This window comes from Bacillus sp. N6 (assembly GCF_052805735.1).
This window is the reverse complement of sequence record NZ_CM127843.1, coordinates 1,318,021-1,339,855: the sequence shown is the minus strand read 5'-3', so window position 1 is coordinate 1,339,855 and position 21,835 is coordinate 1,318,021. Positions and strand designations below refer to the sequence as shown.

Here is a 21,835-nt window from a genome sequence, read left to right as displayed (position 1 = left end):
TGCACCCTTCTTATTCCATTAAGAAGTTGCACATATAATATATTTCGGATATAAAGGAGATTTTAAAAATGGCAGAATTCAAAGAGCAAGTATTAGATATTTTAGAAGAAGTATGTGAAAACGATATTGTGAAAGAAAACTTAGATGTTCAATTATTTGAAGAAGGTATTCTTGATTCTTTCGCTGTAGTATCTTTATTAGTTGAATTCCAAGAGCGTTTAGATATTGAAGTTTCTATTTCTGATTTTGACCGTGACGAGTGGGCTACACCAAACATGGTTATTAAAAAGTTGGAAGAAATCCGATGAACAAAGCAAAATTTGGTCCGATGCTTTTAGCATTGGCCCTTTTTGCTGTATTCTTACTTATTCCAACGCGCTTCCTACTTCCACTTTTAAGTGATGAAAAAGTAGAACAAGCTGCTACTTCTTTAAAAGAAGAAAAAATTCAAAGTATGATTTTACAGCAAAAGATGTTAGCAAATCCAAAATATCTTCCGATGTACGGTTCATCGGAATTCGCACGTATGGATGCTTTCCATCCATCTAATTATTTTAAAGTAAAGCCTGAAGGGTTCACACCATTCCTTCTTGGACGCGGCGGAACACAAGACCTAGTACATGTGTTAAACTTCGCATCTACAATGGATCAATTGAAAGATAAGAAAATGGTATTCGTTCTTTCTCCGCAATGGTTTGTACCACAAGGTATTGATGAAACGCACTTTGCACCTAACTTTTCAAAGCAACAAGGTTACCATTTCATTTTCAACAATGATTTAAAACCTGAAATGAAAAAACAAATTGCAAAGCGTTTATTAAACTTTGAGATTGTAAAAAAAGAAACTTTATTAAAAATTTCGCTTGAAGGCATTGCTTATGATGATACGAAGTATAAAGTAAAAGCACTTGCTGCTAAACCTTTCGCTTATATTTATCGTAACATTTTAGATCGTAAAGATTTATTTACAGCTATGTTTAATATTAAACCGCACAAAGAAAAGCTTGATCCTTCATTAAAACAAATGAACTGGGAAGAGGCTCGTAAACATGCGGATCAAACAGGTGCAGTAGAATCTGGATCTAATGAATACGGTATTGAAGATGATTATTTCAATAGCAAAATTAAGAAAAAATTAAAGCAACGTGAAGGTTACTTAAAAAATGATGCTTATGACCAATCGCCAGAATATGAAGATTTACAAATTGTACTTGATTTATTAAAACAATCTGGTGCAAAACCACTCTTCATTTCTGTTCCTGTAAAAGGTCCTTGGTACGACTACGCTGGCTTCCCGAAAGAACGCCGCGAAGCATACTATAAGAAAGTTCATGAGCAAATTGAAAAAGCTGGTTATCCAATTGCCGACTTCTCAAATCATGAATACGATAAATACTTCTTAAAAGATCATATGCACTTAGGTTGGAAAGGCTGGGTTTACATCGACGAAGCCATCCAACAATTTTATAAAGCAAACTAATGAAAAGACCGCTTGAATTACTCAAGTGGTCTTTTTGTATATATTTTGTAATTGCTCGATTGTATTCCCCGCTTCTTTCATAACTCGCTCCACTACATGCTGAGCTGATTCGATTCGTGCCAACGATGCTGCCTGTCCTGCCCAAAGTGACATATATTCTTCCTTATTTTGCTTCGCTGCCTCTTGGCGTATTTTAGAAGTTAATACGTTTTGCACTGGATACATCGGAAGCCCTTCTTCTTTTCCTTCATGTCTCTCTATAAATTCATTCCGGATACCCCGTGCATATTTCCCGGAAAACGCACGAGTTACCGTTGTGCTCGTATCTGTACTATGTAAAACCGCTTCTTTATACACATCGTGCGTAACACTCTCTTCACTTGTTAAAAAGGCCGATCCCATTTGAACACCTTCTGCTCCTAGTGCCAATGCCGCAACAAGCCCTTGTCCGTTCATTACACCACCTGCTGCGACAATTGGGATATGCGGAACAGCTTCTACTAACTGAGGTACTAACGCAAAAGTACCAATCATAGCATCTCGTTCTTTCCCAATAAACGTTCCTCTATGCCCTCCTGCTTCGCTACCTTGTCCGATAATAATATCTACTCCTAGCTCAGCAAGTACTTTCGCTTCCTTCACATGGGTAGCTGTTCCGATAACTTTTATTCCACTTCTTTTTAAATCATTTATTTCTTCTTTTTCTAACGTTTGAAATGCAAAACTAACGACCGGTACTTTTTCATCTAATAGCACTTGTAATTGTTCCTTATAGCTTTTTGGAAGCTTTAACGTCCCCTCTACTTCTATACCTAATTCTCTATTCACTCCACTTAGTAATACTTTCGCCTCATTTATCTTCTCTTCTTCTATTTGTATCTCTTTCGTTACAAGTAAATTAACACCGAAAGGCTTATCTGTTAGTTCTCTTATTCTATAAATCGCTTCACGAATTTGTTCTGGGCTCATATAGCCCGCTCCAAGCGTCCCTAATCCTCCGCTATTACTTACTGCTGCAACAAGTTCTGGCGTCGTAATCGTGCCTGCCATACCGGCTTGAACGACGGGATACTCAATTTTTAATATGTCTGTTACTCGACTTGTAAACATCATTTTCCCTCCTATTTCCTTTATATCTTCTTTATTTGATAAGCTTTCCCCTGCTTTTGCAAGGGTTGGACCTCAAATGAAGCGAATATATTGAAAGAGAAGGAGGCTGAGCTTAATGATTTATCCAAATGCATTAAAACAAGGTGATACAGTAATGATTATTGCACCATCTGGTCCACCTACAATCGAAAATGTATTAAAAGGTGTGAATGTATTACAAGAGATGGGGTTATCCGTAATAATCGGGAAGAGTGTTTACGAGAAATATGGATTTTTAGCCGGAAGTGATCAAGTTCGGCTTGACGATATACATGAAGCATTTACAAATAATGAAGTGAAGGCAATTTTTTGTGCACGAGGTGGTTATGGAAGTGCTCGTCTTCTTCCTCACATTCAATATGAAGTTATTAGGCAGAATCAAAAAATCTTTTGGGGATATAGCGACATTACAGCTTTACATACTGCTTTTTCACGTTATGCAAAGCTTATAACATTTCATGGTCCGATGATTGAAGAACTAGGAAAAGGTATTGATTCCCTATCTTTATCCTCTTTTAATCAGCTATTCCATCCGTATTCAACCATTTTATCTGCATCAGAATGTATCGTACCTAGCTCTCACAGTACAGTTACAAGTACGTTAGTAGGAGGAAATTTAGCTGTGTTAACAAGTATAATTGGTTCGCCCTACGAGATAAATACGGACAATACACTTTTATTACTTGAAGACATTGGTGAAGAACCGTACCGCATTGACCGTATGTTAAATCAGCTACTTTTATCTGGAAAGTTTAATGAATGCAGGGGCGTTATTTTCACAAGTTGTCACGACTGCACTCCTTCAAAGCCATCTCAATCATTGCAAACAATATTATATGAATATTTCGCGCCATATCATATACCTGTCCTATTCGATTTACCAATTGGACATATAAGTCCAAACATCGGTATTCCACTTGGAGCTACAGCGACAATAAACACGAATAATAAAACAGTCTCTATTTCTTCTGGTATAGCCACTTCATATTCAAATTAAAAAGTAAAAGGAAAAGCGATTACGCTTTTCCTTTTACTTATAATAATTAAAAATTCGTCCAGATGCGATATCTGCAATTTCTTCTGGAATAAATGTTTTACTTATATCAGTGCCAACATTTAATACAGCTGTAGCATCTTTCTCAATGCTACCAAATAACTCTTTCCCACGTATCGTAATAAGGGGCGTTCCTTCTGGCAACACATCTTTTACAAATTCCATTTGTGTAAAGAACGGAACGATCCATCTACCTTCTCCTTGGAAATGACGCAAACGAAGTATTCCTTCTGTTGCCCCGTCCTCTGCTTCTAGTGAACCAGCAACATAAAACTCAGTAGATAAGAGCAATTCATAAAATTCCTTTTGCTTCTGTTTATCATCCCCTGCTACAACAAGTACCTCTTCTAATTTCTTTACTGAAATTTGCTCCATATGATGCCACCCCTATTTTCAAAATGATTGTACTTAGATTATACGAAATATTCTTATTTTTTTCTACATAATTCGCAATTATTTTCTTAAAATAATTTTAACACTTCTTTTGTCGTCACAATCGTAGCAAACTCTCCATGTAAATTTACAAGTGTCATATTGTGAATATCTTCTGCACTATACTCTTTACCATCTAAACCTATACGGTTAAAAGTAGCCGTTGCATCACTCACTAAATATGTTGTAAATCCTAAATTCCCTGCCATTCGTGTCGTAGTTTCCACGCAATGATTTGTCGTTAATCCTACAACCACTACTGCATTACATTTGTTCTTTCTTAATTGCTCTTCTAAATTTGTCCCAATGAACGCGCTGTTAACGAATTTCTGAATAACCACTTCACCAAGTAGTGGTTGCACTTCTTCTTTAAAGTTTACCGTTTCCGCTCTCTCATAAAACATTGACTGAGCATTTTCTTTATTTACATGTTGAATATGAAAAACTGGTCGTTTCCTTTTTCTCCATTCTTCTAACAAAATTCTCATGTTTTCTTCAGCAAAAATATTATTTCTCTCACCCCAATCGGGTAATTGAAATGCCTTTTGTACATCGATTATGATAAGTGCTATTTGATTTGTCATCATTTCCCCCTTAATTTGGCTGTAATTGAAATAGAAAACCAAGTTGTTGTGACGCGGTAATAAAGCAAACATAGGCGCAAAGCTCTACAATTTCTTTTTCTGTCCAATATTGTTTTAAAGCGTGAAACATAGTATCATCTATTGCTTTTCGGTCATGAACAAATGTATGCGCAAAAGTAACGGCTACACCAATCTCCTCTGCCTTTTGCACATCATCAGGTCTTCCCTTTGCCATACAGTACGGACATTCATTCCCATACGCTAATGTTCTTCTCACTTGCTCCTTCAACTCTGCTGAAAGAGTTCCTTTATTGTACAGTGTATCTTCTAACTTACTCCACGAGTGTAATATATCCGAATTATGCCCTAATAACTTTTGAAACTTTGTATCTCCTACATTTGATAATGAAATTCTCTCCATCATTTCCCCTCCTATTTCCTTCTGTTTTATTGTAAAATAAATAACGTTCACTTTACATTTCATATGAATCTTAATTTATATTTTTCCTTTACAAAAATCATTATTTTACTGGAGGTATATTTACAAATGCAACTAGACCGTGTTGATCGAAAAATTTTAAATGAATTATATAATGATAGTCGCCTTTCTATGCGTGAATTGGCGAAACGAGTAAACTTATCTGCTCCGTCTACTGCAGAACGTGTTCGTAAACTTGAAAGTGAAGGCGTTATTCAAAAATATACAATCGATATCGACTATAAAAAAGCAGGACTAGTTTTAGATTGTATTTTAGAAATCACTTTAAAAAATGGTGATACAACACGTATGCAACAGTTTATTCAGTCTTATCCATCTGCAAGTTTTTGTTACCGAGTAACAGGAAGCTTATGCTACATTGTAAAAATTTCTGTTCCTTCACTCGTTGAACTTGAAGAATTTATCAATGATGTTTCTTCATATGCAACGACAGTTTCTCATATCGTATTATCAGAAGTATCTCTTACTCCTGATATTGAACATATCTTCCCAGAAGATTAATTTATTTTTATTCATAAATTATAAAAAAACCCCTTACAATAAGAATAAAAATAATATATTATGTATTAAAATACATAAAATTCGAGAAAGGGGCTTTACATTGAAAATCTGGTTTTATGAAAAAACGGCACAATTAGATGACTTGCTTGGTATTTGGGACAATGTTCCGACCATCCCGCGAATTGGTGAAAAAGTGGAGATTTTAAAGACAGTCCGCACTGTTACAGATATTAAATATGTCAAGAACGGTAATAATTTTCGTGTAGAAATTATTACAAATTAAAAAGTAGCTCCTAAGAGCTACTTTTTAATTATCTATTATGTGCTTTCTTTATAACGATTTTATCTTCTTCTACAGCTACTGTTACATAATCATTTTCTTCTAACCGAAGCTTATTTACAGCCTCATCTGGTAACTCTATGGCCATCAATCTATCGGTTACGATCACTTGACTATACACTTCATTTTCTTGTGATGAATTCACTACTTTTGGCTCATTTATAAAACGTACTGGTGGCACGCCAACTTCTTTTACTGTACGCCATTGTTTCCAAACATACGGAATTAACCATAGTAATCCAACAACTGTAAGACCGATACCAATCCATAAATTACTTTGCGCTTGTAATTCAGTAATTGAGATTGTACCACTTTCTTCTCCACCGAAAAATTGCATACTTGTTGCAATCAAATTATTTAGAGCGTGCACAGCTATATTCGTCCATATATTTTTTGTCTTTATGTATAAAAGACACATAACGACACCAAACATGAACGCACCAATAACATCAAAATGTCCTAGGCCAAAAATAATTGAAGATATAATTACAGCTTTTTTAATTCCCCATTTATGAGCCATTCGCTGTAAGAAAAATCCCCTAAAAATAACCTCTTCCATAATAGGTGCTAACACACATGCTGAAATGAAAGTAAATATCGTCATATATACGTTACTCGTATTAATAACATTTCCGTCTTCTAGCATAGTAACTAAGAAATTCGGTAACGTATGTGCTAATATGTAAAATTGAATCTGAGATATGCCAACTGAAAAAATCATCCCCATTATCGTTGCTAATACAATTAATCCCCAAGATAAACGTCCTGGCTTATCAAAAAAACTGTTAAATACAACATTATTTTTATTTGTTTTTACGTATAGCCAAAGTAACGGAAATACAAAAAATACAGTTATTTGTGAAATAACCTCCATCGTATTCTCAGAAACATTTGCTAGACCTAATGGTATCATTATAAGGAACACCCCTATAATCATCCATCCAAAAAAGCTACGTAGCCTTATACGTGAAAATGCATAGTGCATATAGAACACCCCCAAAGATAGTAAAAATAAAATAAAACTTTAATCAGTACTTTATAGGCAATCCTTTCCCTATAAATAGCAGGATAACTAAATTATAATATGAATATAGTTGAAATCCTTCCTATTTTTCTCAAATCATTTCAAACAGCATAGCTCTTAAAATACCATATCGCTGTTCTTCAAGTTGCAATCCAAGTGAAATTTATGTAATAAAAATCCCCGTTTTTACAAGCGGGGATTTCTTTTATTATAATACGTCACGTTTTTGGAATAATGCACTTGATGCTACAAGTAACACAACAAAGTATGCAGCTACAAGTAATAATGAAGTTGTAAACGTAAATTCTGTAAATGTTGGTTCTATTCCACCATTGATTAATTTATTACTATCGTAAGCTCTTAAATCCAAATGGTTGAATACTACAAACTTCGCTACACCTTTTGCAAACATTATTAATACCATGTTAATTGCACCTTGTAAGAAGAATAGGAACATCGTAATAATTAATGGTAATACAGACTTTCTAAAGACATTTGCTAGGAAAAATGCAAGTGTTGCAAAAAAGAACGGTGAAAGTAGTTGATATAAAGTGGACTTCATTACGATTCCTAACGTTAATTCTGTTTTACTACCATCCATTACAATACCGCCAATAATCATTGCAATTAGCATACCAGCTAATACGATAAATAACATTGCTAATAACACTGTAATATATTTAGAAAATAAAACTGCAAGTCTTTTTCTTGGACGGATTAACAATTGTTTAATTGTACCTTTTTGGAACTCATCAGTAATAGTACGGGCAGCAAGTGTAATCCCAAAAATCGTTGTAAATAAAACAATTAAGCCAATCTCTGAGTTTGCATAATCTAAATATGATCCCTTAAACTCATCACCTTTTCCCCACTTCAACATTGCTAAAGTACCTAAAATTTCGAGTGCCGCAATGACACCAATTAAAATATACATACCTTTTTTCGCATGCAACTTTAAAAATTCATTTTGAATTAATTTAAACATTACGCTTTCACTCCCCCAGTAATCGCTAAGAACTCATCCTCTAACGTTTTATTTTGAACAGTAACTCCGTATACAAGCACATCAGCATGAACAAGTTTTTTTACAAGTTGCGGAATGTTGTCTTTTGTTACAGATGCTACAATTACATTCCCTTTTGCTTTACCTTTAATGATTTCATTCGCTTTCTGAACTTCATCTACTTCAAACGCTACAACGACTGCCTCATCATGTTTCACTTTTTCATGTAAGTTGTACTCTTGTACAAACTCACCTTGTTTAATAATAACAACGCGATCACACATTAATTCAATTTCACTCAATAAGTGACTTGATACGATTACAGCAATATTCTCTTCTTTCGCTAAACGTTGTAAATAATCACGAATTTGGCGAATACCAGCTGGATCTAATCCATTTGTCGGCTCATCTAAAATTAAGATTTTCGGCTGATGAAGTAATGCTTGTGCAATTCCTAAACGTTGTTTCATACCAAGTGAATATGTTTTCACCTTTTTATGAATTGCATGCTCTAACTCAACAAGCTTTACAATCTCAGCAATGCGCTCTTTACTAATTGGAGTAATGGCCATGTTCGCAAAATGCTTTAAGTTTTGCATGCCTGTCATATAATCATATAGTTCAGGATTTTCTACAATCGCTCCAATTTGCTCTAGTGCCTTTTCACGCTCCGAGCGAATACTATGTCCACAAATTGTAATATCGCCCTCTGTCATTGAAATAAGACCTGTCATCATACGGATCGTCGTCGTCTTACCGCTACCGTTCGGTCCAAGGAATCCGTATACTTCTCCTTCACGAACCTCAAATGATAAACCACGAATAATTTCCGTTCCACCAATCTTTTTTCGAACATTCTCTAACTTTACTACTACGTTTCCCAATGCTGATTCCTCCTTTAGACTTCTAGTTTTTTATCGATAATATAAGCAATTACATATATTATTAGAGCACTAACCATTACCATGAAACTTATATTAAAAATGTTAAATCCATTTTCTTGAAACATATTAATAAACAGACTCTTGCTTTCACTATGATATTCTACTCTTCGCAATACTTGGAAAGCTGGAGCTAATTTTCCTAGCAAGGTTGTCGCTAAAGTAATCGCTATATTTATTACTAGAAAAATAATAACGATTAGTATATTTTGCGCCTTTTTCTTTTTCGTAAGTAACTTAACTAGAGTAATTACTAATATGATTTGTAAAACACTAAACAAAAAATCAAATAAATCGCTTATCGTATATATTAAATTATTAATTATGCCTACTTGCATAATCTCTTTTGCCTCTACATATACAGAAGTCGTAGGAAAAGCTAATATATAACTTACGTAGAAAAGAATTCCACATATCCCATACCATATAGCCATTGCGATAAATGAGAAAATAAGCATAGAAATTACATATTGTTTCCCAGATATTGCTGTAAGTCGTAACATTGGATTAGTTAGTAAGCGTGAATATGATTTCATTGTTTGTATAAACATATAAACAATATAAAAGAAAAATATAATCATAATGATTCCAAATATACCCTCTTGTCTACTGATAGCTGCATCACTTTTTCTTACAATCATTTGTGAAAATAACACAGCTTCAATTAGCACAAAGAATAAAAAAGTAACAATATATCTTTTCTTATTTACATTCCATAAATAGGAAAGTACTGACTTCACTTACTAAACACCTCCTTAAACAATTCATGAACTGCTTTTCCTCTCTGAAAACGAATTTCTTCTACATTTTCATATAGAACCATTTCTCCATCTTTTAAAAAGATCACTTCATCAAAAATATTTTCAATTTCATTTATTAAGTGAGTGGAAATTAATATCGTACAATCTTCTCTATAGAACTGTAGAATTAGATCCAATACATGTTCTCTAGAAAGAGGATCTATCCCGCCCAATGGCTCATCCAGTACGTATAGCTTCGCTTTTCGAGAAAATGTTAAAATGATTTGCAGCTTCTCTATCATACCTTTTGACAATGCTGTAATTTTTTCTTCTAACGGTATTTTAAATTCTGCAATCGTATCTACCGCTTTTTGAATATCGAAGTCTTTATAAAAATCCCGGTAGAAAAATAAAGCGTCTTTTACAGTCATCCAATCATCAAAGACTGGCTTATCGGACATGAATGAAACGATTTCTTTCGTCTGTAATCCTACCTTTTTACCGTCTATTGTGATACTACCTTCAGAAGGGTGTTGCAAGCCTGCAATCATTTTCAATAACGTCGTTTTCCCGCTCCCGTTATCTCCAACAAGCCCAACTATTTTCCCTTCCGTAATCTCTATGTTTAATTCACGGATCACTGCTTTTAATCCGTATCTCTTCCATAAGTTTTCTATTTTTAATAGCTCTGTCATTGGCTCTCCTCCCTCTTATCATGTAATGAAGAACGAAGAATTGTAAGAATTTCTTCTTCTGAAAAACCTAAATTGTCCATTCCATCTATAAAAGAATGAAGTAATTCTTTCGCCATCTCTTTTCGCAGCTCCATAATTTTCTCCCCTTCATTCGTTACATACCGTCCCATTCCTCTACGTGTTACAACAACTCCATCCCGTTCTAGCTCTTGAAATGTACGCTGAATCGTATTTGGATTCACTTGTAATTCACTCGCTAATTCACGGACAGAGGGAATTTTATCACCAGGCAATAAATGTCCTGTTACGATCTCTTTTTTTATGTATTCCATTACCTGAATGTAAATTGGTATATTTGGAGAAAACTCTATTTTCATTTCTTCCCTCCTTTTGTATCGGTGTACTAGTTAAATAATACACCGATACAAAAAGTTTGTAAATACCCATTTAATTACAAAAAGTTCTATCCGTTAACCGAATAGAACTTCCCAAACGTAAATCGCTATACAGAAATAATAGTGTTATGTAAACAAAATTATAAAGAAAAGCTGTCTTATCAATGAATAAGACAGCTTTTCTTTATAATCCTATATTAAAAGTTAAACACGAAGTCATCGTCAGCTAACTTTTCAACGTTCGTTGCTTTTACGTAACCATTTCCTTTTACAGAAAAGAAATCATGGTTTTTCGTATCTGTACGTAAACCATTTAAAACGATTGGGTTAATTTCTTCTTCTTCAAACTTCGGCTCAAGTCCTAAGTTCATAAGCCCTTTATTTGCATTGTAACGAACGAAACGATTTACATCTTCTACAAGACCGATAGAAGTGTAAATTTCTTCTGTATAGGCCATTTCAATTTCATATAGTTCCATTAATAACTCTTGTGTTTCTTTTTGCACTTCTTGTTGCTCTTCTGCAGAAAGTTCTGCGAAGATTTGTTGTGCTAAAATACCGACGAATACGCCGTGAATTGACTCATCACGAATTATCAAGTTAATAATCTCACCACTTGCTGTTAGTTTTCCTTGACCAGCTAAGTAAAGCGGATAGAAGAATCCACTATAGAATAAATAACTTTCTAAGAACACACTTGCTACCATTGCCATATATAGCTCTTTTTTCGTTACTTCAGGCTTTAACAAACGACGATAGTAACCAGTAATAATACCGGCCTTTTTCTCAAGTAACGGATGATTGTCTACCCAGTCAAAAATATCATCAATTTCTTCTTCAGTAGCTAACGTTGTAAAGATATGACTGTAACTCTTCGCATGTACTTCTTCCATAGCTCCCATGAAAGCTAATACACTTTTCGCTTGTAAATTTTCAAGATGAACAAGTACAAGTGGCATTCCTTCGCCACCTTGTTTCGTATCTAAAAGTGTTAAACCACCTAATACACGCTTATAAGCAATTTGCTCTTCTTTCGATAATTGCACCCAAGTATTTTTGTCAGACGAAACCGCAATTTCTTCTTCTGTCCAAAACTGAGCGATGTTTTGCTTCCAAAACATTAAACTAAAATCATCTTCTTTTTTGTTCCAGTTTACCGCACGCATTAAATCGCCCCTTCTCTAAATATGATAACTAAGCATGAGCAGGGTTCAGAAAACCCTGCTCATCATGTCTCACTTTTTATATTAAACGGTACAAGCCACACACTCTTCCACGCTTAATTTACGTGTTCTCGTATAATACAGACTCTTTAAGCCTTTTTTATGTGCATAGATGTAGTAACGTGCTAATTCACGTGTTGAAATATCACTATTAACGTAAAGAATTGTACTAATTCCTTGGTCAATATGTTCTTGAATTTCTGCGATTAAATCAATTAATTTAAACTGATTCATATCGTAAGAAGATTTATAGTACCAGAACGTATCTTTTGATAAATATGGCATTGGATAATATGTTGTCGCGTTCGCATATGTTCTTGATTCGATTTGACTTACGATCGGCATTACGCTTGAAGTTGCATTTTGAACGTAACTGATTGATTGTGTTGGAGCAATGGCAAGACGATATGAGTTGTATAAACCATTCTTTTGCACTTGCTCTTTTAAACTTGTCCAATCTTCTTTTGTTGGAATATGAATTCCTTCAAATAGTTGCTGAACTTTTTCAGTTACTGGGCTGTAATCTGTCGTTTCATACTTTTCAAAGTATGTGCCATTCGCATAATCAGATTTATCGAAGTCTTTAAATGTCTCGCCTTTTTCTGTAGCGATTTCCATACTTTTCTCAATAGAGTAGTAATTTAACATCATAAAGAATGTACGAGCGAATTCTTTCGCTTCTGCACTTTCATAAGCGATTTTATTTTTTGCTAAATATCCGTGTAAGTTCATTGCTCCAAGTCCAACTGAATGAAGCTCATCATTTGCTTTTTTCACAGTTGGTGCATTCGGAATGATCGTCATATCAGAAACAGCTGTTAAAGCTTCCATTCCCGCATGAACTGCTTCACGAATTTCTTTATTTTCCATTACGTTTACGATATTTAACGATCCTAAGTTACAGTTAATATCACGACGGATAATGTCATCTGTGCCGTAATCATTTATTTCTGAAGTTTCTTGAAGCTGGAAGATTTCTGTACATAAGTTCGACATCTTCACAGTTCCAATATCCTTCAATGGATGTTGATTATTTGCATTTGATTTAAACATTAAGTATGGGTAACCAGACTCAAGCTGAATCATAGCGATTTTAATAAGCATATCACGTGCACTAATATCTAGTGGCTTCTTCTTCACTTTCGGATTGCTCATTAATTCATCGTACATTTCATCAATATCAATATCATCTAAGTGCTTGCCATATTCTTTATAAACCGTATAAGGTGCGAAAACATGGAAAGGCTCATTTTTCTCAGCAAGCTCAAAGAACTTACTTGGAACGATAATTCCGATTGATAGAGACTGAATACGGCTCTTCTCATCGGCATTTATTTTTTTTGTATCAAGGAATTCAATAATATCCCAATGGAAAATGTTTAAATATACTGCACCGGCACCTTTTCGTTGGCCAAGTTGATTCGCATATGAAAACGAATCTTCAAGCAATTTCATAACAGGTACTACACCACTTGCAGCGTTGTCGATACCTTTAATTTGCTCACCACGTGCGCGTAGCTTAGATAAGTTTAAAGCTACTCCCCCGCCGATTTTCGATAATTGCATCGCAGTATTAATGTTAAAGCCGATCGAATTTAAGCTATCGTCCATCTCTAACAAGAAACAAGACACCATTTCTCCTCTTCTGCTTCTTCCCGCATTTAAAAAGGTTGGTGTCGCTGGTTGGTAGTTTTGTTTTACAATCATGCTTGCGAATTGTCTTGCCTTCGAAACATCACCGCGTCCTAAGTATAATGAAACAATTGCTACACGATCTTCATAGCTTTCTAAGTATTGTTTTTGATCATTCGTTTTTAACGCATAATCTTTGTAGAACTTAGATGCTGCCATATAAGATTGGAACTCGAAGTTTTCACCATAAGCGATGTTATATACTTCCTCTACTTCCTCCAAGCTATACTCGTCCAGAACGTTGTAATAGTAATCATGTTCTTTCATATACTCCATTCGCTCTGCCACGCTATTAAAAGGAACGGTATTCTCTCTAGCTTCTTCCATAAAGACTTCTAATGCCTCTTTATCTTTATGAAGCTGATAAAAACCGTCCTGCATTTGCGTGATTTCATTATTCAGTTCAATGTGTCGCAATCTCCCGCACCCTTTCCTTAAAATATTCTACATCGTTATTTGTTCCAGATAACTCAAATTTTGATACAATAGGCACTTCATATTTAGTAGAAATCTTGTCAGCACTTGCACCGAACATGTCTCCCCAGTTACGATTGCCGCTTGCAGATACGCCTTTTAATTTTTCATTATTGCGCTCTAAAAAGTCTAAAACACGTTCTGGTACATTGCCAAAACCTGTTGTATACGTAATAAGAATAAAGTCTTCATCTATTACTAGATCTTCATCAATTTGAACGGCCGGCATATTTAATTTGTGAATGAAACGCTTCACGTTTCCTGTCATAGAATCATATGCAACTAACATTTCCGACCCTCCCTCTCAAATCTATATTCTCTATATGTTGTTCTTGATTTCTCTATATATTGTATTACGTTTCAAAATAAGACACAAGATATATGTATAAATTCTTTCTTTTTTTAACTTTTACTTTTCGACATGATAGCCGTTTTTTTTCAATACAATGACTATGAAACAACATTCTAAAACTCATGTCAATAAAGTGCTTTTCAAAAAAGTTGTCAACGAATTTAACCTTATTTTTAAAAAAGTTAACAATATATTTTGTCATAAAACGGTAGATGCTGAAGAAATATATTTCTCCAGCATCACGCAAAAAAGAACAGATATGAAACGATAATCTGCTCTAAAAAACGATTACATTTATCAAATTTACCTTATTAAATATATTATACATATACTTTCGTCTCTCGTTACATACTAAAAGATAACTATTATAGAAAAAGATTATTATTATGGAACTTCAATTTATTTATGAAAAGTTTATTCAGAGTGCTCAATACGCAAAATATCTTTTACAAATATATGATGTGGATTTTCATCTTTATCAAGCATTGTACATACAGGAGCCTCTTCATCAAAGTATACAATCATTCCTTCAACATACTGATATGTATGTTGAACTTGTACAGTTACTTTAATTTCTATCGCTTCTTCATATGCTCTTTTTATTTTCTGAAGCATTTTTGCTGAACATTTTCGTTTCTCTGAATACATAACCATTCCCATAAATCTATTGCCGGCTCTATCTTTCCACATATAATCCCAATGTGGTAAAATGCCTTGTTTAAAATCGCCCATAATTCCCCTCTCCTTTATCTTTTATTTATCCCACATTAAACGTCCAGTTGGTGAAGGTTACTAATCAGTGAGGGATGCCCTGCTGATCAAAATTCCCCTTTATGAACGTGGCGTTTCTGAATATGTATAAATCACTTGCCCGCCTCGCTGTGCGTTACCAATGAAATGCTTAAAGTCTTCTCTATTTACAACAACTTCTCTGAACGTATAAAATACATCTTTCGTAACAACATACTCCGTTATTTCACCATTTTTCAGCTGATCTAAAATTGTATTTGCTAATTCTTTATCCATGTATTTCACCTCTCTGCAATATTTTATTCTATCGTATATTCTATAGGTCAACAACTGTAAAATTATCCCGCTATTTGCGGGTAGTCCGATTGGTGTTGACTACTAATCAGTCGTGGAATAAACAAAAAATCTTACTGATTAACATTTCACTTTATCTTGTTGTTATGCCATGATTTTATTTTCGTTATTTCGCAAACAATATCGTTTTACTATATGTCCACTAAATATCATATACTAACATAGCTACTTCTCTATATCAAACATTTCGGCATTCAATTATGCAAAGTTCCATACCACTATGCTACAATATACAAATAGAACTAGGAGGGATACTATGATTCGGAAAGCAAAAAAGACAGATGCAATGGCAATAGCTCCTTTATTGTATAATGCTCTGCATGAAATTGCTGAAAAAATCACAGGTAGCACAGTTGAAGCAGAAGTATTACTAGGACTTGAGACATGGTTCTCAAAAGAAAATAACCGTCTGAGCTACGAAAACTGTTTTATTTATGAACAAGACGAGAGTGCAGTTGGAATTATTGTCGCTTATCACGGTAGTGAAGCAACACAGCTTGACGCACCAATTGTACATCACTTAAGAGAATTACATAAAGATGAATCGATTACGTTAGAAAAAGAAGCTGAGCTTGATGAGTATTACATTGATACATTATCAGTTTCAAGTGCACACGGTGGAAAAGGTATTGGTTCTAAATTAATTGAAGCTGCCGAAATCTATGCAACTGAAAAAGGGCATGAAAAAATCGCTTTACTTGTTAATTTAGAAAACACACGCGCCTATTCACTATACGAAAAGTTAGGTTATAAAAAAGATGAAATTGTTATGCTAGTAGGCGAACCTTATGCTCATCTCGTAAAACCATTAAACGTCAAAATTTCTATATCTTAAAAAGAAAGCACACGATTTATATAAATCGTGTGCTTTTATGTTAAATTCGTATTTAATATATTTCCATCCATCGCCTCGTGAAACGTATATGTTGTACATCCCCATGGCTTTCTATGCAAAATAGGAGAACCAGACCATCCCATTGCCCTCAGCTCCGTTCCAATCATCGAATTAAAATAATTATGACCTACAAGAGCAATACTTCCATGTACGAGAGCATAACGATGTAACAGGTAAGCCGCTTGCCTTGCCCTCTCTCTTACTTCCTTATAAGACTCAACATCTTTATGGTAGCCAAGTATCCATAATGTGCGCCCAATGAACATCCATACCTTAATTGTGCATTTCAACCACTTCGGAGCAAAAAAGTATGAAGGAACTTCAGCTTCTCTAAAAAGAGAGTTTTGCATAAAAGATAAAGAATCCGTTAATTCAGCTGCTGATTGTACAGCACGCCTTTGATCACTTGTTAAGACAAATTTCGCTGCTTCAATTGCCTCTATTGTTTCTATCGGCATTTTAGCTTTTTGTATCATTGACTCGGAATCATACTGTTTCATCCATTCGTGAAATGAATTAATTGTCATCGGTTCTCTTATACGACCTAAACAACCATGACGAATAAAAGAAATCTTCATTCTTTTCACTCTCCATTCATCACTTACGAACTCTATTATGCACTAGTTCTAAACATCATACCACGCAAGAAAAGAAAGTCATATACCTTTACATCTCCCCACCACTATCATGCGTTATCGAAGCATGGATACCATCCATCCCATCAAAATATGTACTCGTATCATATTGACGAATCTTTTTTAAATGCATATAAGAAAATAAAAATAAAATTAAAGCTATAACACTCCCCACAAATTCAAACATCATTTTACCGCCTCTAATTTCTCCCACTTCAGCAGGTTATTCTACTTTTTCATTATACCTCGATATAAAGATTCCCGCATTTTTGCTATTTTTTTCAAATAACATGGATTTTCTACATATTTTCTTACAAAAAGTGAATATTTTTCGAATTTTTACTTTGGAAACATTTACAAAGTAGGAAATATGGTTCAAAATAGGAGGAAATAAAAAAAAACCAAATTTATTCTTTTTTTGGGAAAACTGTAACAAGGAGAGTTGCTTATGCAGATCGCAGAAACTGGAGATATCATCGAATTTAAAGGTGGAATGCAAGGCCGTGTTCAAAAAGTAAATCAAAACTCTGTTATTGTTGATATAACAATTATGAAGAATTTTAGAGAACTAGATATGGAACCTCTTACAGTTGTAAGTCATAAAAACTATACTGTCATTAATCAAAATGCATAATATAATAGAAAGAAAGGGCCTGTATAGTATACAGGCCCTTTCTTTCTATTAACGATTATCAATTGTTTCCGGATATAGATCGTGGTTCATCATGCGGTAGTCAGCCATTTGTTCATACTTCGTCCCTGGGCGACCGTAGTTGCAGTATGGATCAATTGAAATGCCACCACGTGGTGTGAATTTCCCCCATACCTCAATGTAACGTGGATCCATTAATTTAATTAAATCGTTCATAATAACGTTCATGCAATCTTCGTGGAAATCACCATGATTGCGGAAACTAAATAAATACAACTTTAAAGATTTACTCTCTACCATTTTTTGCTCTGGAATATAGCTAATATAAATTGTTGCAAAATCTGGTTGTCCTGTTTTCGGACATAAACTTGTAAATTCAGGACAATTGAATTTTACAAAATAATCACGGTTTGGATGATTATTATCAAATACCTCTAATATTTCTGGGCTATATTCAAATAAATATTTTGTATTTTGATTTCCTAATAATGTTACATCTTTTAAATCTTCATCTAATCTTCCAGTCATTTTAAACATCCCTTCTCGTTATACGCCGCGTTTATTTCCCCATACTAACGCATGAAGCTGAGGCAATACTTTTGCATCATTCATCTCTTTACAATTTACAGCTTTATCAATCAGCCACTCATACTTATCTAATAATTTTTTAATAAGCATCGCATCATCCACTGTTTTTGTATCATCGTTTCCTACTTGCAGGAAAAATGGTACACCTGGATAACGTTCGTGCATCTTAACTGCATATTCAAAATCATGATCATCGAATACTACTACTTTTAAACTAATATCTTTTCCTGCTAGTTTCTGAATAATAGCATCTAACTTCTGAAAATCTGTTTTCATCGTCGAACTTGGTGGTTTTGGAGAAATTGTTACCTCATCAATTTGAAGTAACCAATCTTGCCATTTACTCCCTTGCGTTTCAATTGCCGTTCGCATTCCATTTTCTTTTAATATTGAAAGAAGAAACTCAATATTTTTCAGTAATGCCGGATTTCCGCCTGAAATCGTAACATGAGAAAAATTTTCTCCTCCAATTGCAACAAGCTCATCCCAAATATCTTCTGGTGTCATCTGTCTAATTTGATCTTTAGCTGATCCATCCCACGTAAAAGCAGAATCACACCAAGCACAGCTATAATCACAACCAGCTGTACGGATAAACATTGTCTTTTGCCCTACAACCATTCCTTCACCTTGAATAGTCGGACCGAATATTTCTAAGACAGGGATTTTACTCATCAAGCATCCACTCCCGTCTTACTTCCGCATAACTAGTCGGCGTCTCAAATAGACGAACAAATTCAACGCGAGCTCCTTTATATTCGTTCACTCGATTTTCTTTTGTTAGTGCTTCTGCCATCTTTTCATAAATCCAAACGACCATATTTTCAGCAGTCGTATTCATTGCAGGTAACGTTTCGTTTAAATAACGATGATCTAAATAAATTTCGATTTCATTCTTCCAAATTTCTTTTATATCTCCAAAGTCAATTGCAAGACCTATTTCATTTACATATCCACTAATTCCAAATACAACTTTATATGTGTGACCATGTAAGTTTTTACATTTCCCTTCATAACAGTGTAAATGGTGTGCTGCATCAAATGTAAATTCCTTGCTGACCATTACTCTTTTATTATGGTATTTGAGTTGTTTACGCTGAATATCCTTGTCCATTTTTTGCAAATTCTCTACGATGCGAAATCCAAAAAAGTTATCCATTAGTTGTTCGCTCCTTCGCGTTCCTGTAGGTACGTATCTAATCCTGCTTTACGAAGTTGACATGCTGGACATTCACCGCAACCATCACCAATGATTCCGTTATAACATGTTAATGTTTTTTCCCGAACAAACTCAAATGCTCCAAGTTCATCTGATAATTTCCATGTTTCAGCTTTATCAATCCACATAAGTGGCGTGTGAATGACAAACGGGTAATCCATAGATAAATTTAAAGTAACGTTTAACGATTTCACAAACACGTCACGGCAGTCTGGATAACCACTGAAATCAGTTTCACATACACCTGTTACAATATGACGTGCTCCAACTTGTTTTGCTAATACAGCAGCAAATGATAGGAAGAGTAAATTTCGTCCATCTACAAATGTCGATGGCAATTCACCTTCTTCATGTGTAATCTCCATATCCGTTCTCGTTAACGCATTTGGAGCAAGTTGATTTAATAGACTCATATCTAGTACCGTATGCTTTATTCCTAGCTCTTTTGCAATTTCCGCTGCACAATCAATTTCTAGCTTATGACGTTGATTGTAATTAAATGTTACAGCTTCTACCTCTGCAAACTGCTCTATTGCCCAAAATAAACATGTCGTACTATCTTGTCCTCCACTAAAAACAACAACTGCTTTTTCTTTTTTCATTTCACTCATTCTCCTTCTCTACTATAAATAAGAAGAAAGAACGTTCTTGAACTGTCACAATAAAAAAACAAAACAATACCTAAGGATATTGTTGTTTCCATAGTTTTTTATAGAGGGAGTTCGCGAACCTCTCCCGCGCGGTGCACGGAATTTCTTCTTTCATTGACACAGCTTATTGTAACATATTGTATACTAGCGTAAAAATTTCTGATTTTTCCGCTATTTATCATTTCATTTCTTTCATTTTATAGTATGATTAATTTAATATAAGAAGAGAGGAGGCATCCCACTGAAATCCTTTATTATTTATCTCTTTTTAAATATATTATTCATCCTGATTACAATGCTCGTATATCATTTATTTTGGAATCAAAAAGGGAAACGCTCTCCTAAATTAAATTCAGCTATATTCATTGTACTCTGTTGCCTCGCTACCGTACTCTGTATTACATTTGCAGCAAAAACAAATAATGGTTTTCAATTTGATATGCGCCATATTGTATTAATTGTCGGTACATTAACGGGAGGGCCTATTGCTGGTGGTTCTATCTTAGTTGTATTAAACATATATCGCTTATTATTAGGTGGGATCGGTGTTTTCCCATCTCTTATCGGTTCTGTTCTTCTATTTATTGTTCTACTATTAACATATAAATTTTTCAATCGAACTTCTAATCGTATAAAAATAACACTTGCTATTATCTACAGTCTCACATACGGATTTAGTTGGATACCCTTCTTCCTTTCAAAGGTTACAAATAAGACTGATTATATACCGCATATTATTGTGTATGAGTTATGTTCAATGCTTGGTACGATTCTAATTTTATATTTACTACACATATTACAAACTCAAGTTCGTCTCCAAAACGAACTTATAAATGCTGAAAAATTTCATTTAATTGGTGAAATGGCAGCGTCTATCTCTCATGAAATTCGCAATCCATTAACTTCAACAAAAGGGTTTTTACAACTGTTACAATCAGATACATGCACTGAGCAGGAACGAAAATTATATATCGACATTGCCATTAACGGCATTGAACAAGCAAATCATGTTCTTACAGATTATTTAACCTTTGCTAAACCAAGCATTGAAAAAGAACAAACATTACAGTTAGAAGAAGAATTACTACATGCATTGTCGTTAATTACACCGCTTGCTAATTTAACAAATGTACGTACTCATTATATAAAGCAAAGCACTTCTTTTTTTATCGCTGGAGAAAAGCAAAAACTAAATCAATGTTTATTAAATATTTTAAAAAATTGCATTGAGGCTATGCCAAAAGGCGGTGATCTTTATTTCACATTAGTTCCTGATCATAAGCATATTCAGTTATATATAAAAGATACAGGAGTCGGTATGGATTCAGAACAAGTAAAACGTCTTGGCTCGCCTTTCTATTCAACGAAAGAAAAAGGCACTGGACTTGGAATGATGGTCGTATTCAGTGTTGTTCAAGCTATGAATGGAAAAATTGATATTATAAGTGAAAAAGGAATCGGTACAACCTTTTTATTAACTTTTCCACTCATACAAAAAACGTGATGAAATAATC

The 21,835-nt window shown here is 34.3% G+C and carries 28 protein-coding genes and 1 riboswitch; of the genes, 8 read left to right on the top strand and 20 right to left on the bottom strand.

Annotation, left to right across the window (positions count from 1 at the left end):
* Positions 1 to 68: 68 nt before the first annotated feature.
* Positions 69 to 308 carry a D-alanine--poly(phosphoribitol) ligase subunit DltC gene (gene dltC, locus ACUXVC_RS06955; protein ID WP_000807310.1) on the top strand — a complete coding sequence of 80 codons (240 nt, stop codon included), beginning with the start codon at positions 69 to 71 and terminating at the stop codon, positions 306 to 308.
* Complete coding sequence (dltD, locus tag ACUXVC_RS06950; RefSeq protein ID WP_001030287.1) at positions 305 to 1,480, top strand: D-alanyl-lipoteichoic acid biosynthesis protein DltD; 1,176 nt, start codon at positions 305 to 307, stop codon at positions 1,478 to 1,480. The genes dltC and dltD overlap by 4 nt, the downstream gene beginning before the upstream one ends.
* 21 nt (positions 1,481 to 1,501) lie before the next feature.
* Here dltD and ACUXVC_RS06945 read toward each other — a convergent pair whose 3' ends face one another.
* Positions 1,502 to 2,590 (bottom strand): NAD(P)H-dependent flavin oxidoreductase, encoded by a 1,089-nt coding sequence (locus ACUXVC_RS06945; protein ID WP_144465514.1) that lies wholly within the window; start codon positions 2,588 to 2,590, stop codon positions 1,502 to 1,504.
* Between the two features lie 115 nt (positions 2,591 to 2,705).
* Between ACUXVC_RS06945 and ACUXVC_RS06940 the strand changes: the two genes are divergently transcribed.
* On the top strand, positions 2,706 to 3,626 hold the full coding sequence (locus ACUXVC_RS06940) for a S66 peptidase family protein (RefSeq protein WP_098680115.1): 921 nt from the start codon (positions 2,706 to 2,708) through the stop codon (positions 3,624 to 3,626).
* A 33-nt stretch (positions 3,627 to 3,659) separates the two neighbouring features.
* Here ACUXVC_RS06940 and ACUXVC_RS06935 read toward each other — a convergent pair whose 3' ends face one another.
* From ACUXVC_RS06935 to ACUXVC_RS06925, 3 genes are all read right to left on the bottom strand, one after another.
* Positions 3,660 to 4,058, bottom strand: coding sequence for an SseB family protein (locus tag ACUXVC_RS06935; protein ID WP_000435265.1), 399 nt, complete (start codon positions 4,056 to 4,058; stop codon positions 3,660 to 3,662).
* 86 nt (positions 4,059 to 4,144) lie between these two features.
* Positions 4,145 to 4,699: a cysteine hydrolase family protein gene (locus ACUXVC_RS06930; RefSeq protein ID WP_141558497.1), complete on the bottom strand. Its 555-nt coding sequence runs from the start codon at positions 4,697 to 4,699 to the stop codon at positions 4,145 to 4,147.
* Between the two features lie 10 nt (positions 4,700 to 4,709).
* Positions 4,710 to 5,120, bottom strand: coding sequence for a carboxymuconolactone decarboxylase family protein (locus ACUXVC_RS06925; protein WP_016082359.1), 411 nt, complete (start codon positions 5,118 to 5,120; stop codon positions 4,710 to 4,712).
* A 126-nt stretch (positions 5,121 to 5,246) separates the two neighbouring features.
* Here ACUXVC_RS06925 and ACUXVC_RS06920 point away from each other — a divergent pair, with 126 nt between their 5' ends.
* Both ACUXVC_RS06920 and ACUXVC_RS06915 read left to right on the top strand, forming a co-directional pair.
* Positions 5,247 to 5,699, top strand: a complete 453-nt coding sequence (locus tag ACUXVC_RS06920) for an Lrp/AsnC family transcriptional regulator (protein ID WP_001175498.1) — start codon at positions 5,247 to 5,249, stop codon at positions 5,697 to 5,699.
* A 100-nt stretch (positions 5,700 to 5,799) separates the two neighbouring features.
* Positions 5,800 to 5,982 carry a DUF3913 family protein gene (locus ACUXVC_RS06915; protein ID WP_000707107.1) on the top strand — a complete coding sequence of 61 codons (183 nt, stop codon included), beginning with the start codon at positions 5,800 to 5,802 and terminating at the stop codon, positions 5,980 to 5,982.
* 28 nt (positions 5,983 to 6,010) lie between these two features.
* On the opposite strand, the gene ACUXVC_RS06910 is transcribed toward ACUXVC_RS06915, so the two are convergent.
* The 11 genes from ACUXVC_RS06910 to ACUXVC_RS06860 all read right to left on the bottom strand — a co-directional run bounded on the left by ACUXVC_RS06910 (position 6,011) and on the right by ACUXVC_RS06860 (position 15,604).
* On the bottom strand, positions 6,011 to 7,024 hold the full coding sequence (locus ACUXVC_RS06910; protein WP_098975728.1) for a CPBP family intramembrane glutamic endopeptidase: 1,014 nt from the start codon (positions 7,022 to 7,024) through the stop codon (positions 6,011 to 6,013).
* 247 nt (positions 7,025 to 7,271) lie between these two features.
* A complete protein-coding gene (locus ACUXVC_RS06905; RefSeq protein ID WP_095691180.1) occupies positions 7,272 to 8,048 on the bottom strand; it encodes an ABC transporter permease in 777 nt (258 codons plus the stop codon).
* Complete coding sequence (locus tag ACUXVC_RS06900) at positions 8,048 to 8,950, bottom strand: ABC transporter ATP-binding protein (RefSeq protein WP_000528788.1); 903 nt, start codon at positions 8,948 to 8,950, stop codon at positions 8,048 to 8,050. The genes ACUXVC_RS06905 and ACUXVC_RS06900 overlap by 1 nt, the downstream gene beginning before the upstream one ends.
* A gap of 14 nt (positions 8,951 to 8,964) precedes the next feature.
* Positions 8,965 to 9,747: an ABC transporter permease gene (locus tag ACUXVC_RS06895; RefSeq protein ID WP_095691181.1), complete on the bottom strand. Its 783-nt coding sequence runs from the start codon at positions 9,745 to 9,747 to the stop codon at positions 8,965 to 8,967.
* Positions 9,744 to 10,442, bottom strand: coding sequence for an ABC transporter ATP-binding protein (locus ACUXVC_RS06890; protein WP_000137747.1), 699 nt, complete (start codon positions 10,440 to 10,442; stop codon positions 9,744 to 9,746). Before ACUXVC_RS06890 ends, ACUXVC_RS06895 begins: the two co-directional genes overlap by 4 nt.
* Positions 10,439 to 10,819, bottom strand: a complete 381-nt coding sequence (locus ACUXVC_RS06885) for a GntR family transcriptional regulator (RefSeq protein WP_000687503.1) — start codon at positions 10,817 to 10,819, stop codon at positions 10,439 to 10,441. The genes ACUXVC_RS06890 and ACUXVC_RS06885 overlap by 4 nt, the downstream gene beginning before the upstream one ends.
* A gap of 215 nt (positions 10,820 to 11,034) precedes the next feature.
* Positions 11,035 to 12,003, bottom strand: a complete 969-nt coding sequence (gene nrdF, locus ACUXVC_RS06880) for a class 1b ribonucleoside-diphosphate reductase subunit beta (RefSeq protein WP_001203025.1) — start codon at positions 12,001 to 12,003, stop codon at positions 11,035 to 11,037.
* 81 nt (positions 12,004 to 12,084) lie between these two features.
* Positions 12,085 to 14,169 carry a class 1b ribonucleoside-diphosphate reductase subunit alpha gene (nrdE, locus tag ACUXVC_RS06875; protein WP_001215839.1) on the bottom strand — a complete coding sequence of 695 codons (2,085 nt, stop codon included), beginning with the start codon at positions 14,167 to 14,169 and terminating at the stop codon, positions 12,085 to 12,087.
* Positions 14,156 to 14,515 (bottom strand): class Ib ribonucleoside-diphosphate reductase assembly flavoprotein NrdI, encoded by a 360-nt coding sequence (nrdI, locus tag ACUXVC_RS06870; protein ID WP_000959447.1) that lies wholly within the window; start codon positions 14,513 to 14,515, stop codon positions 14,156 to 14,158. The genes nrdE and nrdI overlap by 14 nt, the downstream gene beginning before the upstream one ends.
* Positions 14,516 to 14,992: 477 nt before the next feature.
* On the bottom strand, positions 14,993 to 15,310 hold the full coding sequence (locus tag ACUXVC_RS06865; RefSeq protein WP_095691184.1) for a hypothetical protein: 318 nt from the start codon (positions 15,308 to 15,310) through the stop codon (positions 14,993 to 14,995).
* A gap of 99 nt (positions 15,311 to 15,409) precedes the next feature.
* On the bottom strand, positions 15,410 to 15,604 hold the full coding sequence (locus ACUXVC_RS06860; protein ID WP_000356686.1) for a hypothetical protein: 195 nt from the start codon (positions 15,602 to 15,604) through the stop codon (positions 15,410 to 15,412).
* Between the two features lie 334 nt (positions 15,605 to 15,938).
* On the opposite strand from ACUXVC_RS06860, the gene ACUXVC_RS06855 reads away from it, so the two are divergent.
* Positions 15,939 to 16,517, top strand: coding sequence for a GNAT family N-acetyltransferase (locus ACUXVC_RS06855; protein ID WP_000619547.1), 579 nt, complete (start codon positions 15,939 to 15,941; stop codon positions 16,515 to 16,517).
* 35 nt (positions 16,518 to 16,552) lie between these two features.
* Here ACUXVC_RS06855 and ACUXVC_RS06850 read toward each other — a convergent pair whose 3' ends face one another.
* The gene (locus ACUXVC_RS06850) at positions 16,553 to 17,155 is read right to left on the bottom strand and encodes a hypothetical protein (protein WP_000703093.1); all 603 of its coding nucleotides are present in this window, start codon (positions 17,153 to 17,155) and stop codon (positions 16,553 to 16,555) included.
* 505 nt (positions 17,156 to 17,660) lie between these two features.
* On the opposite strand from ACUXVC_RS06850, the gene ACUXVC_RS06845 reads away from it, so the two are divergent.
* A complete protein-coding gene (locus ACUXVC_RS06845; RefSeq protein ID WP_001165082.1) occupies positions 17,661 to 17,846 on the top strand; it encodes a YkvS family protein in 186 nt (61 codons plus the stop codon).
* 48 nt (positions 17,847 to 17,894) lie between these two features.
* On the opposite strand, the gene queF is transcribed toward ACUXVC_RS06845, so the two are convergent.
* From queF to queC, 4 genes are read right to left on the bottom strand one after another with little or no spacing between them, the layout of a single operon-like run.
* Complete coding sequence (gene queF / locus ACUXVC_RS06840; RefSeq protein ID WP_001986050.1) at positions 17,895 to 18,392, bottom strand: preQ(1) synthase; 498 nt, start codon at positions 18,390 to 18,392, stop codon at positions 17,895 to 17,897.
* Positions 18,393 to 18,410: 18 nt separating this feature from the next.
* The gene (gene queE, locus ACUXVC_RS06835) at positions 18,411 to 19,127 is read right to left on the bottom strand and encodes a 7-carboxy-7-deazaguanine synthase QueE (RefSeq protein WP_000036299.1); all 717 of its coding nucleotides are present in this window, start codon (positions 19,125 to 19,127) and stop codon (positions 18,411 to 18,413) included.
* On the bottom strand, positions 19,120 to 19,611 hold the full coding sequence (queD, locus tag ACUXVC_RS06830) for a 6-carboxytetrahydropterin synthase QueD (protein WP_000368414.1): 492 nt from the start codon (positions 19,609 to 19,611) through the stop codon (positions 19,120 to 19,122). The genes queE and queD overlap by 8 nt, the downstream gene beginning before the upstream one ends.
* Positions 19,611 to 20,273: a 7-cyano-7-deazaguanine synthase QueC gene (gene queC, locus ACUXVC_RS06825; RefSeq protein ID WP_000711595.1), complete on the bottom strand. Its 663-nt coding sequence runs from the start codon at positions 20,271 to 20,273 to the stop codon at positions 19,611 to 19,613. The genes queD and queC overlap by 1 nt, the downstream gene beginning before the upstream one ends.
* A 93-nt stretch (positions 20,274 to 20,366) precedes the next feature.
* Positions 20,367 to 20,410, bottom strand: a riboswitch (PreQ1 riboswitch).
* A 206-nt stretch (positions 20,411 to 20,616) separates the two neighbouring features.
* Here queC and kinB point away from each other — a divergent pair.
* The gene (gene kinB / locus ACUXVC_RS06820; protein ID WP_000964151.1) at positions 20,617 to 21,825 is read left to right on the top strand and encodes a sporulation sensor histidine kinase KinB; all 1,209 of its coding nucleotides are present in this window, start codon (positions 20,617 to 20,619) and stop codon (positions 21,823 to 21,825) included.
* The last annotated feature ends 10 nt before the right edge of the window (positions 21,826 to 21,835 follow it).